The organism is Caloranaerobacter sp. TR13, assembly GCF_001316435.1.
Lineage (GTDB): Bacteria > Bacillota > Clostridia > Tissierellales > Thermohalobacteraceae > Caloranaerobacter.
Window position 1 is genome coordinate 16,674 of record NZ_JXLL01000006.1, and the last position, 14,853, is coordinate 31,526.

Genomic DNA, 14,853 nt, shown 5'->3' on the forward strand with positions numbered 1-14,853 from the left:
TATTTACATCTATCTTTACACTATACCAAAAGTATAGCACTAATATTTACTACAATCAACTTTAGGTAGTTCTATCCTAAAAACAGCTCCCTTGGGCATACCATTATATGCATAAATACTTCCATTATGTCCTTCTATTATTGCTTTCGTAATAGCTAATCCAATACCCGTACTTCCTTTTTTCCCTTTATAGAATCTTTCGAATATTCTATTCTCCTCTCCATCTTTAAACCCTTCTCCATCATCCTTAATAATTATTTCTATTTTTTCATCCGTACAACTTGCATTAATACTTATTTTACTTTCAGCATATCTTATACAATTTCCTAAAATATTAACTAATGCCCTTAGTATTTTTTCTGAATCTATTTTAACAATACAATCTTTTTCTATTTGCACATCTATATTTATATTTTTCTCATTTGACAAAGATTTAATAGTTTTTATTGATTTAAATATAACTTCTGATAAATTAACTTCTTCAAAGTCAAAGTTTTCTTCTACATTTTCAATCTTAGCTAAATATATTATTTCATCAACTGTTTTTTTCAATCTCTGACTTTCTTCTATAATTATATCAAGACTTTCTTCTAATTCTTTACCTTCTACAACTCCATCTTTTATAGCCTCTGCATATCCTTGAATAGACATCAACGGAGTTTTAAGTTCATGTGAAGTATTTTGTAAAAATCTTTTCTGTTGCCTACTATATTTTTTTATTCTTTCTGCCATTTCTTTAAAACTTTTATCTAACTCTTCTATTTCATCCCCTGTGTTAATATCTGGGTATTCATGAAAATTATCAATTGAAAAATTCGTCATTTTATCCTTTAGCATTTTAATAGGTTTTGAAATATTTTTTTGAAAAATCATACCAACAAACAATGCTATTATCGAAGCTATAATAAAACTTAAACTTTGTGTTTGTCTCATTAATCTATTTAATGCGTGTATATTTTTTATTCTAGTAAATAAAAAAATATAGCCATTAACACGTTGATTTTTGCCTCTTATTGCAACTCTCTCAACTATATAACCATTAAAAGTAGTTTTTTTAAATCTTAGTAATTTATATAATATACTTTGATTTAAGTTTTTAAAATCCTTATAGACTATTTTACCTTCTTTATTAAGTACTAGTACTTCAGAGTCTATAAACTTACCAGCAAGTCTTAATTGTTTCCTACCTAAAATAACATCCTTTAAATTACCCTCTTGAAGATTTATATTTCTTAATATTTCTGCAATTTTTTGTCCTTCATCTCTCAACTGTACCCGAGTTTCTCTTATTAAATATTTTTTAGATAAATAATTAAAAGTTGTACTAGTAACTAAGAAAGCTACAAGTAATATTAAAAAATATGATAGTATAATTTTATTTCCTATCTTTTTCATATCAATCATCCATCCTATATCCATAACCCCAAACGGTTGTTATTTCTAGTTTTGAACCTATCTCTTTAAGCTTTTTTCTAATTCTTTTAACCAAATCGTCTATCATTCTCGTATCTCCTATATAATCGTACCCCCATATTTTATCAATAAGTTCGTCTCTAGTAAAAGGTCTATTTTTATTTTTTGCAAGATATTCAAATAAATCATATTCTTTTGTAGTAAGTCTAAGTTCTTTGCCATTTGCTTCTACAAATCTTCTCGATGTATGTATTTTAATATCTTTGATTTCAATTATAGTGTCATTAATATTTGTAGCTTTTTCTATTCTTCTTAGAATATTTTTAATTCTTACAACTAACTCTCTAGGACTAAATGGTTTAGATAAATAATCATCTCCGCCGAGTTCCAAACCTATAATTCTATCTACTTCTTCGTCCTTGGCCGAAACAAATATTATAGGAATATCGTTATTTTTTCTAATCGCCTTACATAATTCTAATCCATCAATACCTGGCATCATAATATCTAGTACTATTAAATCCGGTTTTAGTCTATCAATCTCTCTTAAAAGATTAGTACCTTCTTCAAATAAAGTAACTCTATATTCTTCTTTCAGAAGATATTTCTTTATAAGGTCTCTAATATTTCTTTCATCATCAACAACAAAAATATGCTTCATAATCCACCTCCTCAAATAGATTATAACATACAATAAAAGAGATAGGATAAACCTATCTCTTTATGAAAGAATATCGATTACTTCATCTAATAATACAATCTTCTCAGAAATCTTCTCGTTTATAAGTGTTTTTAGTTCTATAACTTTATTAATATGCTCTCTTGCTGAATCGAAGTCGTTATTTTTTACATCTTCTCTAAACGCTTTTCTTTCACTTCTTATTTGTTTAAATAAATCTTTGATTTCTCTGTTTATTTCTCTAACCTGTTTTCTTACTTCTCTAGCCTCTTTCAAAGCTTCAACATTTCCATTTTCTCTAGCTTCAATATACAAATCTAATAAAGTATCATGTTTTTCTATTATTTGCATTCTTAAACTAAGTCTTTCTATTCTAAGTTGATTTATCTTGTGTAATTCATCCTTGAATTCTTTCATTGCTTCAAATCTTAGATTTTCTCTCGCTCTAATCTCAAATGGCTTTTCACTCAATTTAAATGGTTTTTCTGAAAAATCTCTCGCAAAATTATTTGGCCCTTCTGCAAAAGCACCTCCTGCAATTGTAAGAAGCATCACACCTACTAATAAGAATGTTAAAAGTTTTTTCATGTTCATCTCTCCTCTCTTAATTTTATTTTTTCTCTTTACACTTTTATTATAAGAGGAGACTTTGGAATAAAAATATTATAATTGTGGAAAAAGTGTGTAAATTTTTATTCGTATTATTCTAAAACCTTCATTGTTAAAACAGCAAAATCATCTTGATTAGCACTTTGCCTAAAATCATCTATCTCATCTTCTATATATCCCATAAACTGGTCGCCTTCATACTTCATCATATTTAATAGCCTATCTATTCCAAATTGTTCACCTTTTTCATTTATAGCTTCAACAATTCCATCTGTATAAAATATTAATCTATCACCTTTATTAAGTTCTATTTTGTGTTCATCATAATCTACTTTATCAAAAAGATATGTTATAGGATATCCTTTTGCCTCTAATAACTTAACTTTATTGTCTCTTATTAAAATAGGACTACAGTTATGACCACCATTTACGAAAGTAAAGATATTTTCTTTTATATTTATAATCCCATAAAATATAGTAAAGTATTTATCATCATCTAATCCAAGTTCAACAAAACCCTTATGAAGCTTTATTAAAGCTTCTCTTGGGCTTAGCTTATAGTCTTTTATATCTCTCATACTTTGCTTTACAAACATAGTTATCATAGAAGCAGATACCCCATGTCCCACAACATCGCTTATATATACACCTACATTCTCATCATCAATGTTAAATATATCAAACATATCACCACTTAACATTTCTGAAGGATTGTATATGTAGTCTATGAGTAAATTTCCATATATTCCCTTTTTAGGCAATATCCTTTCTTGTAATTTACGTGCAAATGCCAATTCGCTGCGCATTTTTTGGTTTTTTTCAATGAGCTCAAATTCAAGCTTCCTTTCTTTCGTAACATCTCTAAAAACTTCAACTGCCGCATAAATATTACCTTGATTATCTCGAACAGGAGAGCTTTTCACAGCAAAAATTCTGTCGTTTATGATTTCTTCTTTCTCTAATATTTCCCCAGTATCTATTGTAGTTTCAGTAATACATGTCCTACAGTGACAAGGTTTTTTTAATGCAGCATAACACTTGCTACCTACTATATCTTCTCCTAATTCTTCTTTCATAGTTTTATTAGCGTATATTATTGTTCCATCTCTATCAATCACTCTAACCCAATCAATCATGCCATCTAGTATGTCATAAGATAATCTTTGATGAATTTCTATCTTTTCACCTTGCTTCAAACCTTCTTTCAACATAAGCCCCACCCCTTATGTAATAATTTTACCTCTTTACTTACTAAAAAAAGTACTACATTTATTCCATTATACCATAAGAACATAAGTTTCTATATCTTAGGGTTAAAATTTAGCATAAATTATTATAAAATATTTTTAATACGACAATCTACAGGAGTTGAATTATATGATTACGATAGAATCGATAGAAAAAAGATTAAAGGAAAAAGGCTTAAAGTTAACTAATCAGAGAAGAGCAATTATAGAAGTTCTATTCGAAAATAAAGACAATTTTTTAACAGCAGAAGAGATTTTCCTAAAATCTAAGGAAAAATGTCCTCAAACCAATTTTTCTACAATTTATCGCAACTTAGAAATCCTTATTAAGCTCAATATAATCCATAGAACTAATATAAAAAATAATACATCTATATTCGAGCTAATACAAAATGATTCGCACCATCACCACATCATTTGTAAAAAATGTGGTAAAACAGAATTTATAAATTTTTGCCCGTTAGATAAAATTCTATCGGAAGTAAATAAGAAAAATTTTATACTAACGGATCATAAATTCGAACTGTACGGATACTGTGATAAATGTAAAAAAATAAAGGTAGCTAATAAACTACCCTAGTTTTAACTATTACTTAAAGCTTTTTTTAGTTTTATTTTGAGAATTAGATTTTTTAACATGATAGTTAAAATTAGCATTAATACAGAAAACAACACAATAGTTCCACCTGAAGCTATTTCAAGATAATATGAAATAAAAATCCCAAATACAACTGATATTTCTGCAAATATTATAGAAAAAAAAGTAGCTTGTTTAAAACTTCTAGCTATTTGAAGGCTAGTTGCTACTGGCATAACCATCATCGAAGATACTAACAATATTCCAACTATTCTCATTGAAACTGTTATTGTCATCGCAACTAAAACAATAAAAAGTAAATTAACTATTCCTACTGGAACACCAGCAATTTTTGCTGCTTCTTCATCAAAAGTTATAAAGAAAAGCTCTTTATAAAATAGTTTTACAAAAACCACTATAATTAATCCTAATCCCATTATCATATGTACATCTGTTTTACTAACAGTTATAATACTACCGAATAAATAACTCATCAAATCTACATTAAGCGACTTTGCAAAACTAATTAATACAACTGCAACACTTATCCCTAAAGACAATATAATCGCTATCGCTAATTCGGCAAAATCTTCATAGCTTTTTCTTAATTTTTCTATAGCCAAAGCTGCCGATGCAGAAAACAATAAAGCTGTACCTAAAGGGTAAAATCCTACTAATAATCCTGCTGCCACTCCTGATAGAGCTACATGAGACAAGCTATCTCCAATTAAAGACATTCTTCTTAAGACAACAAAAATTCCAATAAGAGGACATATTATACCTATTATCATCCCTGCAGCTAAAGCTCTTTGCATGAAACTATACCTAAGCAAATCTATCATAGCTTATACTCCTTCTCTAATTTTCTGACTCTAATACTTGCTATAGTTTCCTAATTCATGAAATTAAGTTTTAGAACTTTTATCATGTATTATTAATTTTCTATTTCCTATGCATGCAACTTTTTTTACTCTATCACTAATAACACCAACATCATGAGTAACCATAACTATTGTAATTTTCATCTCGCTATTTAATTTGTCCAGCAGTTTATAGAATTCTTCCTGTGATTTTATATCTATGCCTACAGTAGGCTCATCTAAGAAAATTACTTTCGGAGAATTAACTAAAGCTCTAGCTATAAAAACTCTTTGCTGCTGACCACCCGATAAATCTCCAATTAATTTACTTTTATACTTTTCCATATTAACAATTTTAAGAGTGTTATGAACTAATTCTAAATGATTTCGTTTAATTGACTTAAAAAGCCCAATTTTAGGGTATAGATTCGATGCAACAACTTCCTCTACAGTGGCAGGAAACTTCTTATTAAACGAATTTGATTTCTGAGCAACATAACCAACCTTATCCCAATCGTGGAACTTTTTTATATCCTGATCAAATAATTTAATTTCACCTTTTACAGGCTTTAAAATATTTAGCATAAGTTTTATTAACGTACTTTTACCAGAACCATTTGGTCCTACTATACCTATATAATCTCCTTCATAAATATCTAAATTTATATCCTCTAATATCATTTTTTCTCTATAACCAAAAAATAAACTTTTAATACTTACTATAGCCTTCATATTATTCACCCAAAGTTCTTATTAGTGTTTCAAGATTTTCTTCCATTGTTTTCAAATAATCCTTGCCTAAATCCATTTCTTCTTTCGTTAACCCCCCAATTGGATTTAACACAGCAGTTTTTGCACCAACTTCTCGAGCTAAAACTTCTGCTAATCTAGGACTTGTTAATGTTTCAAAATATATATATTTTATTTTTTTATCTTTCATAATATCAGCAATCTCTGATAGTTTAGCAGCACTAGGTTCTTCCTCTGGATTAAGTCCTCTGATTGCAATTTGTATTAGTCCATATCTATTTGCCATATATCCAAATGCTGCATGTGATACTACAATTTCTCTGTTTTTAACTTTGCTTAATTCTATTTTATATTTTTCATCTAATGCTCTTAACTTTTCAGCAAACTCTTTAAAATTCTTTTCATAGAAATCTTTATTTTTATAATCTGCTTTTATAAATGCATTCTTTATATTTTCTGCCTGCTTCATAGCTCTAATAGGATCTAACCATACATGCGGATCATATTCTCCATGATGATGTTTTTTTTCTTCTTCATGTTCATGAATATAATGATCTTGAACATTTATAAGTTCTACATTTTCAGAAGCTTTTACAACAATAAGATTTTTATTATCTATAGTATTTAAAAGTTTCTCAGCCCATGGCTCCAGCATAACTCCATTGTATATAAATACATCTGCATTTTCCAATTTAGTCATAAGCTTTGCAGTTGGCTCCCAATCATGTGGCTGAGCCCCTGGAGGAATCATCAAATGTAATTCTATCTTATCTTTTCCTATATTGTTCGCAAAATCATACATAGGATAAATACTTGCATATACTTTTAGTTTGTCTTCTGTATTCTGTCCTTCTGTTTTTATATCTTCACTTATGCAACCAACAGCAAAAATAAGCATAGATATTAGTATTAAACTTATAATTCTCTTAGCCAAAATGACCCCTCCTATTAAAATTTGAGAACGTTACAACAACAAGATATTTCTAAAAAAAATATATCATCAGAATAACCTAAATGCAAGTAATTTGCATTTAAAAGGTTTGTTTTAAATATATAATACTCTAAATTAATTTTCGGATATACTATATATTAAATAAAATTCTATTTTCGAGTGATGAGTATGAGAAAAAAGCTATTTTTCTTTTCATTGATATTATGTATTTTATTTTTTGCAAAAACAAATATATATAATACTTTAAAAAGTTATATTATTATGTATCCGTACAGCCATTATAATAGATTAAATAGTATAACTTATAAAAGGAATATTAAATTCTATATTCCTGGTGGTCTTATCACAAAAGAAAAAGACTGGTATCCCTTTGTGTTGACTTTTAATGATAATGAAGGATTCTCAAAGTACACTGGAAAAAAGTTGTCTTTAACTATTTTTTATAATTTTGGATATTTTAAATTCAGAAAGGGTTTATCCAACTATTATGACCCAGATTCTCCTTATTACAGTAGTTTTTACGGAGGGTATGTTATATACAATAATGAAAATCCAGATACTCCTTATGGTTTTGATATTAATGGAAAAGTTAAAATAGAAGAATTAGAATCTATACCCAGATATGATCAAACCAGATTAGTTCTACCATCTTTAGGCTGTCCTGAATATAAAATCCATTTTAAAAGTAAAATTGATAAAATAAAATACAATATAGATTATTTAGGTATAAAAGGTTGGGTTAAAATCGATTCAACAGTAGTCACAAATGGTCCAAATCATAAATATAGAAAAAATCATTTAGGATATATACAATACGGCAAACCACCTGCTAATTATTCTGGAGAGGATTTTCCATTAGTAAAACTAAAAGGTAGAATTTATGCAAAATATTTTAGTAATTATAAAATGACTATCATTTTATATATAGTTGCGCCTAATATAGATACTATTGAAGCTTGTGATAAAAATATATTATCTAAATCTAAGATAGAAAAAATTAAGAATTAAAAAAAGGAGGATATGACACGTCCCTCCTAATTCTATGACTTTATTACTAACTTGGCCTTTAAAGTTAAAGTTTTTAAGTCTAGAAATCTGTTTCATAATCTTTTGCAATAATACAACTAAATTTTCTTTATTCCCTTTTTCTACTATTGATGTCCTTTTTCAGGTACTATACAAATAAAAGCAAATTCTTCTTCGCCAATATTTTTAAACTGATGAAGTTTACCAGCTGGTACATATGCAAACGAACCTGGCTCAAGCTCATAATCTTTTCCATCTAGGTGTAGCATTCCTTTGCCCTTTATTATGTAATTAATATGCGGCCAATCATGAGTATGTCTTGGAGTATATCCTCCTTTTCCTATCTCAAACACACGCATTACATGTCCTTCCCAACCCTCTTTAGGTGAAATTAACACTTTCATTGTTGCATCTTTTACCTGAGGATTTTCTATTTTTATACCCTCAATATTCTTTACATGGGAAACTATCATATTAACCCCTCCTAAATACCAATTTAATTATATTATATTACATATTTGAAAAAATCAACAATAATTACACACTAATAAATTATTTTGATACTCGAAATAATTAGTGGTATAATATAATTTAGTAATTTAATTGGAGGAATACTATGGATTATAACAAAAAGCGAGAGCTTATCCTAAATGGTAGTATGCCTAAAGTAATATTAACCTTATCGTTGCCAATCATGTTTAATAATTTTGTGCAAACTATATACAACCTAACTGACACATTTTGGGTGAGTAAGCTAGGTTCTACAGAAGTTGCAGCAATGACTCTTGTTTGGCCAATAATATTTCTTTTGATGTCTCTAGGTATAGGTGTATCTATTGCAGGTACAGCCCTCATTTCTCAATATGTAGGTTCTGATAATCTTAATGATGCTACTGATGTAGCAGGTCAAATAATATCATTTTCTTTTGTCTTTTCTTTATTTTTAGGCATTATAGGTTCACTTTTATCTCATAACATTGTAAAAGCTATGGGAGGAGAAGGACAATTACTCACAAATGCAGCAGATTTTCTTAGAATAATTTTTCTTGGTATGCCAACTATGTTTATATTCTTCGCTTTTAATTCCATCAAACAAGGACAAGGAGATACTATTACACCTATGAAATATTCTACTGCATCTGTAGCTTTAAATATGATTTTAGACCCAATTTTTATTTTCGTATTTAATATGGGTATTAAAGGTGCTGCAATAGCGACAGTTATAGCAAGAGGTATTTTTGCATTTTATGCTGTATATGCACTATTTACAAAAACTGATGGTATTCATCTGAACATAAAACATTTACACATCAATAAAGTAGTACTTACAAAGCTGATTAAAATCGGTTTACCTTCTTCAATAGGCCAATCAACTACAGCCTTCGGTTTTGCTATTTTAAATGTCTTTATTATATCTTTTGGAAACTCTACTATGGCTGCTTTTGGTATAGGCAATAGAATTAACTCGCTTGTCCTAATGCCTGCCATGGGTATAGGAAGTGCTTTAGCTACTATTATTGGCCAAAATCTAGGAGCAAATAATATAGATAGAGCTAAAAAAGCTGTAAAAACTAGTACTATATTAACAACAATTTTTTTAGTTGTTGGTGGCTCAGTATTATTCACATTCGCTGAAAAAATAATTGATTTGTTTACTAATGATCCTGAAGTTTTAAGTCAAGGTACCTATTACTTAAAATTAATCTCTGCTTCTCTTCCTTTTATGGGGTTTTTTCAAATTTTTATAGGCACTTTCCAAGGCTCTGGACACACTATCTCTGCTATGATATTAATGATGGGCAGGCTTTGGGGGCTTAGGATTCCTCTTATAGTATTATTTAAAAAGTTCACTGCTTTAGGCACTAATTCAGTATGGTTTGCTATGGTTTTAAGTAATGCAATTATTTGTCTAGTAGGTCTTGTAATTTATATGACTGGAAAATGGCAAAAAAAAGTCATCAAAGAAAGGCCCTTCTAAGGACCTTTCTTTAATTAATTTATTTTTTTCTTCCATCTATACTTATCTCTATCTTTTTCACTTCTATATTTTTTCCTGATCTTCTTACCGCTTCATCAACAGCCATAACTATTCCTCTACAGCATGGTACTTCCATATATGCAACTGTTATTCCTTTTATATCATTATATCTTATTATATTAGTCAGCTTTTCTATATAGTATCCAATATCATCAAGTTTTGGACATCCAATAGCTACAGACTTACCTTTAAGTAAATCTAAATGATAATTTGGATATGCGAATGGTACACAATCAGCTGTAACTAAAAGTTCCTTCCCATCCCAATATGAAGCTCTTTCTGGAACAAGCATTAGCTGTACAGGCCACTGATTTAATTGTGGTTTTATGCTAATCTCAATATCTTGAGAAGTTACAGCCACATTATCATTAACTTCTTCTTTTCTATTAATTGTCATCGCTCTACTTCCTGGACATCCGCCACCTTGATGATGACCAAGATGCTTTTCTACTGCTTTTTCATCAAACTCTTCTGCTTCTCTTTCAATTATTTTTATAGCTCCCTGTGGACAATGCCCTATACAGTTCCCTAATCCATCACATAAATTATCAGCTACTAACTTAGCTTTTCCATTAATAATTTTAATTGCTCCTTCTGCACATCCTGGTACACACAATCCACAACCATTGCATTTTTCTTCATCTATCTGAACAATTTTTCTAACCGCCATACTTAAAACCCCTTTCTCTTATTTTGTAACTTAATTATATTAAACAGCAGACTATTTGTATGTGATATAAATCAAAAAACCCCACTAAAAAGTGGAGTTTCAGACTATAGACAAAAAATTAAAAAATAAAAGCGAATAATTACAAAGCTTTAGCAAAGAAAACTTGATGAATAATTTTAGAAAAATCCGTAGGTTTGACAGGATGTCAAACCAGCATCCTATAAGATACGACGTCTTGATTAGGTGCGTTAGGATTTTTCAAAATTATGAATCCTAGTTTTCTCTAAAGATTTGTCTATGAGCATTATTTTTTAATTCATTTATAAATATAACTTTGTCAACAAGCTAAAACCCCACTAAAAAGTGGGGTTTATGATAAATACTCTAGTTCCTCTAAATTCTTAATTATAATTTTCTTACTGCCTACAACCTCTATAATCCCTTCTTCTTGAAGGCTACTTAACTTCCTACTTATCGTTTCTCTTGTAACTCCTATATAATTAGCCATATCTTCTCTGTTAAGAGGAATATCTAACTCTATACCTTTATCTGTAGGTTTTCCAAAATCCTTTATTAAGCTAAGTAACAACCCCGCAAGTCTAGATTCAGCATCTTTTGTGCCTAGTCTTTGAACTGAATCCTCCAATGCAATAATTCTATCATATAAAACTTCCATTATTTTCAATGCTATTTCTGGGTTCTTTTTTAGTATTCTATCAAAGTCCTCTTTAGTTAAAATACATAGTTTTACATCTTCTAAAGCTTCTGCATTAAATTTAAATCTTTCCTTTTTAAGCAAACTTAAATCACCTACAAAGTCACCTTCAGACATAATATACAATATCTGCTCTTTTCCCTCTTTTGTATATCTAAATATTTTAATTTTACCTTTTGTAATTAAATACAGTTTGTCTGATACATCCCCTTCTAGGAAAATCATAGTACCTTTTTTATATTCTTTTCTTATAATAACATCTGTTATTTCTTTTAGTTGTTTCTGCTGAAGTATAGAAAAAATAGATACTTTAGTTGTACAATATCTCCCTTTACATCTTTTACATACATCCTTAGTTATATCCATATAATCACCTCATTATATATTTAACTAATACCCCCTATGTTAAGTTATACATAAATCTCTATTGGTTTTTCGGTGGCCTAGGCCCGTGAAATTGATAATAATCTACTTTAATTCTTCCATTATATAATTTTCTTTTTTTATCAGCTTTCCTGCCAAACATTTTTTCAAATTTATCATTAGAAGTCAACACATATATTGACCATGTATCAAGTTTTAAAAAAGCCTTACCCAATTTTTTATATAATTTATTAACTTCATTTTCTTCTCCAAGCCTTTCACCATATGGAGGATTACAAATGATAACTCCATATTTGTCCTTAATATTAATCTCTGTAGCATCCATAATATTAAACTTTATACAATCATCAACACCTGCTTCAAAAGCATTTTCCTTAGCTATCTTAATAGCTTGTTTATTAATATCCGAAGCTAAAATATTTAATTTTACGTCTTGTTTGATTAATTTTAGTGCCTCGACTCTAGCTTCTTTCCATAATTGTTTGCCTACTCTAGGCCATTGTTCAGAAGCAAAGCTTCTTTGTAATCCTGGTGCTATATTTTTACCAATCATAGCTGCTTCAATCGGTATAGTACCTGACCCACAAAATGGGTCTAGTAAAACTCTATCCTGACTCCAATAACTTAACTGTACTAAAGCCGCAGCTAAAGTTTCTTTAAGAGGTGCTTCAACTTGATTTACTCTATAACCTCTCTTATGTAACCCCTCTCCACTTGTATCTATTGTCAGTGTAGCTATATCCTTTAAAAGTGAAACTTGAATTGTAAATTTCGGTCCAGTTTCCTTAAACCATTCAGTTTTATATTTAGTTTTTAATTTTTCTACTACTGCCTTTTTTACTATAGCTTGACAATCAGATACACTAAATAATTTTGACTTTACTGATTTACCTGTTACAGTAAATTCGCCATCTTCTGTTATCCATTCTTCCCAAGGTAATGCTTTAGTCTTTTCAAATAATTCTTCAAAAGTTAAAGCTTTAAACTCTCCCATTTTTAATAAAACTCTGTCAGCTGACCTAAGCCAAAGATTAGCTCTAGGTATAGCAGATTCATCTGCTGTAAACATAACTTTACCATTTTCAACCTTTATATCTGTATAACCTAAATTTTGAACTTCCTTCTTAACAACTGATTCAAGACCAAATGTTGTTGTAGCTATTAATTCTACTTTTGACATAACATCGCTCCTATTACATTTATTCTATATTTTATCAGATAATAATATTTTATCAGATATTTTAATTTAAAATGTGTTATTTTTTTTTGTTTGGGTATAAAAATGTTAGATTTACTAATAAAGGAGGGTTAAATATGAAATCATTAGGACAGTTATTACAAAGTGGTGACTGGAAAAACGAAAAACACGTTCCTGTAATTCAGATTCCTGAAAAAATTAGACCAAATGAAGAAATCGAACTAAAAGTTTTAGTTGGAGAAGAAATAAAACATCCAAATACATTAGAACATCATATTTCATGGATTAAAGTTTTCTATTTACCTGAAGACAGTAAATTTCCTGTTGAATTAGGAACTTTTAATTTTACTGCTCATGGTGAAAACAATATTCTAAATGAACCTGTTATAACAACTCATATCAAATTAAACAAATCTGGTACTATTTATGCATTAAGCTATTGCAATTTACACGGTTTATGGGAAAATAGTAAAGAAATAAAAGTAGAAGAATAGGAACAAAATCTTCGATTTAAATAAACTAAGGAAAATTTTGTTGAAATCCATAAACAGAAATTATATTCAAAATTATCCACAGTTTAACAAGGAATATAATTTCCTATGGATTATAAAAAATTGAGGGATTTTTATGTCCCTCAATTTGAATTTTATGCAGTTTTTGAATAGTTTTCTGTAAATAAGCTTATTATTTTTCTATTAATTCTCTCATGAGCTTTTTTATTATTTATGTCTATTAGCTCTGATATAGGATCTTGTTTAATATCTCCACACAGGTCTACTCCTACTACTTTTCCTTTTGAATTAATCTCGAATAACCACCTTAATAAAGTATCCTCTTTCATTTTACCTTGATCCCAGTCAGTTTTTAATACAGATGAATCTAATACATCCTTATCAATACTAATATATAAATCATATTTGAATATATTTTTGTACTTATTTAAATCAATCATATCGCTATAATTTGTAATGTGAACTATTTTGGGATGCCAAAATTTTTTAGGCTTTGACGTAGAAGATGCTCCTATAACTAAAACTCCTCTTATTAAATTGTCCATTAAAGCTTCACGTACCCACGAACCACAAGAAAGCATTTCATCTGGAGAATAATTCATATCGAAATGATTGTCAAATAAAATAAGATATGGCTTCTTATAAAGGTTTTTAATTAAAAAGTAGCTTAGATAATGATAGTCCCCTGAACCCAAAAAAACAACCCATGGTCTGGGAAGTATTTTAATTATTCTTTCAATGTTATTTTTGTTGTTAAAAGGATAATATTTGCGTGGTAAGTTATTTTCTTTTATTGCTTGTACAAAATCCACATACTGAAATTTATGTTTCAAACAAACCACCTCCATAAAACCTTTATTTAGGTTTATACAGACATGGTTTCTTTTGAAATTTTATAATTTTATTGTATGATATTAAATTTTTTAGTGCAATATATATATATATTTATTAATTGATAAATAGAAGTATGCACTTGACAAATTTAATATACATATATTAGTATATTAAAAAACGATTACATATAAAGTACTTATGTTCCAAATTTCTTTTATTTGTACTTGTTTTTAAATAGAAAAATATATTATAACTATGAAGGAGATAGTAGCTCTTTATGGTTACAATTCAGAGAGCAGACTGGTTGGTGAAAAGTCTGCAGTACATAAAGAGGCGAATTACACTCTGGAGTTTCAATGTGAAAGCATTGCGTAAGCCACACGTTATAG

16 protein-coding genes and 1 other annotated feature (1 of these 17 cut by a window edge) are annotated in these 14,853 nt (G+C 28.8%); of the genes, 4 read left to right on the top strand and 12 right to left on the bottom strand.

Annotation, left to right across the window (positions count from 1 at the left end):
* Nucleotides 1-39 precede the first annotated feature (39 nt).
* From TR13x_RS06175 to TR13x_RS06190, 4 genes are all read right to left on the bottom strand, one after another.
* Nucleotides 40-1,419: a cell wall metabolism sensor histidine kinase WalK gene (locus tag TR13x_RS06175; protein ID WP_054871039.1), complete on the bottom strand. Its 1,380-nt coding sequence runs from the start codon at nt 1,417-1,419 to the stop codon at nt 40-42.
* On the bottom strand, nt 1,397-2,074 hold the full coding sequence (locus TR13x_RS06180) for a response regulator transcription factor (RefSeq protein WP_054871040.1): 678 nt from the start codon (nt 2,072-2,074) through the stop codon (nt 1,397-1,399). Before TR13x_RS06180 ends, TR13x_RS06175 begins: the two co-directional genes overlap by 23 nt.
* A 60-nt stretch (nt 2,075-2,134) precedes the next feature.
* Entirely contained in the window at nt 2,135-2,680 is a 546-nt protein-coding gene (locus TR13x_RS06185) for a hypothetical protein (protein WP_054871041.1), read from the bottom strand.
* A 113-nt stretch (nt 2,681-2,793) separates the two neighbouring features.
* Nucleotides 2,794-3,912: a SpoIIE family protein phosphatase gene (locus tag TR13x_RS06190; protein ID WP_054871042.1), complete on the bottom strand. Its 1,119-nt coding sequence runs from the start codon at nt 3,910-3,912 to the stop codon at nt 2,794-2,796.
* A gap of 166 nt (nt 3,913-4,078) precedes the next feature.
* Between TR13x_RS06190 and TR13x_RS06195 the strand changes: the two genes are divergently transcribed.
* A complete protein-coding gene (locus tag TR13x_RS06195) occupies nt 4,079-4,528 on the top strand; it encodes a Fur family transcriptional regulator (protein ID WP_054871043.1) in 450 nt (149 codons plus the stop codon).
* Nucleotides 4,529-4,530: 2 nt separating this feature from the next.
* Here the strand turns inward: TR13x_RS06195 and TR13x_RS06200 are convergent, their stop codons facing one another.
* The 3 genes from TR13x_RS06200 to TR13x_RS06210 all read right to left on the bottom strand — a co-directional run bounded on the left by TR13x_RS06200 (nt 4,531) and on the right by TR13x_RS06210 (nt 7,069).
* Entirely contained in the window at nt 4,531-5,367 is an 837-nt protein-coding gene (locus TR13x_RS06200; protein ID WP_054871044.1) for a metal ABC transporter permease, read from the bottom strand.
* Between the two features lie 63 nt (nt 5,368-5,430).
* Nucleotides 5,431-6,117, bottom strand: coding sequence for a metal ABC transporter ATP-binding protein (locus TR13x_RS06205; protein ID WP_054871045.1), 687 nt, complete (start codon nt 6,115-6,117; stop codon nt 5,431-5,433).
* A 1-nt stretch (nt 6,118) separates the two neighbouring features.
* Nucleotides 6,119-7,069, bottom strand: a complete 951-nt coding sequence (locus tag TR13x_RS06210; protein WP_054871046.1) for a metal ABC transporter substrate-binding protein — start codon at nt 7,067-7,069, stop codon at nt 6,119-6,121.
* A 186-nt stretch (nt 7,070-7,255) separates the two neighbouring features.
* On the opposite strand from TR13x_RS06210, the gene TR13x_RS06215 reads away from it, so the two are divergent.
* A complete protein-coding gene (locus tag TR13x_RS06215; protein ID WP_054871047.1) occupies nt 7,256-8,095 on the top strand; it encodes a hypothetical protein in 840 nt (279 codons plus the stop codon).
* Nucleotides 8,096-8,238: 143 nt separating this feature from the next.
* On the opposite strand, the gene TR13x_RS06220 is transcribed toward TR13x_RS06215, so the two are convergent.
* On the bottom strand, nt 8,239-8,586 hold the full coding sequence (locus TR13x_RS06220; RefSeq protein WP_054871048.1) for a cupin domain-containing protein: 348 nt from the start codon (nt 8,584-8,586) through the stop codon (nt 8,239-8,241).
* A gap of 143 nt (nt 8,587-8,729) precedes the next feature.
* Between TR13x_RS06220 and TR13x_RS06225 the strand changes: the two genes are divergently transcribed.
* The gene (locus TR13x_RS06225) at nt 8,730-10,091 is read left to right on the top strand and encodes an MATE family efflux transporter (protein WP_054871049.1); all 1,362 of its coding nucleotides are present in this window, start codon (nt 8,730-8,732) and stop codon (nt 10,089-10,091) included.
* A gap of 19 nt (nt 10,092-10,110) precedes the next feature.
* On the opposite strand, the gene TR13x_RS06230 is transcribed toward TR13x_RS06225, so the two are convergent.
* The 3 genes from TR13x_RS06230 to TR13x_RS06240 all read right to left on the bottom strand — a co-directional run bounded on the left by TR13x_RS06230 (nt 10,111) and on the right by TR13x_RS06240 (nt 13,100).
* Complete coding sequence (locus TR13x_RS06230) at nt 10,111-10,821, bottom strand: 4Fe-4S binding protein (RefSeq protein ID WP_054871050.1); 711 nt, start codon at nt 10,819-10,821, stop codon at nt 10,111-10,113.
* Nucleotides 10,822-11,191: 370 nt separating this feature from the next.
* Nucleotides 11,192-11,902, bottom strand: coding sequence for a Crp/Fnr family transcriptional regulator (locus tag TR13x_RS06235; RefSeq protein ID WP_054871051.1), 711 nt, complete (start codon nt 11,900-11,902; stop codon nt 11,192-11,194).
* A gap of 58 nt (nt 11,903-11,960) precedes the next feature.
* A complete protein-coding gene (locus TR13x_RS06240; protein WP_054871052.1) occupies nt 11,961-13,100 on the bottom strand; it encodes a class I SAM-dependent RNA methyltransferase in 1,140 nt (379 codons plus the stop codon).
* Between the two features lie 134 nt (nt 13,101-13,234).
* Between TR13x_RS06240 and TR13x_RS06245 the strand changes: the two genes are divergently transcribed.
* Entirely contained in the window at nt 13,235-13,612 is a 378-nt protein-coding gene (locus TR13x_RS06245) for a class II SORL domain-containing protein (protein WP_054871053.1), read from the top strand.
* Between the two features lie 152 nt (nt 13,613-13,764).
* Here TR13x_RS06245 and TR13x_RS06250 read toward each other — a convergent pair whose 3' ends face one another.
* Nucleotides 13,765-14,463 (bottom strand): arginase family protein, encoded by a 699-nt coding sequence (locus TR13x_RS06250; protein WP_054871054.1) that lies wholly within the window; start codon nt 14,461-14,463, stop codon nt 13,765-13,767.
* A gap of 247 nt (nt 14,464-14,710) precedes the next feature.
* Nucleotides 14,711-14,853: a binding site (T-box leader), on the top strand; it runs 62 nt beyond the window's last position.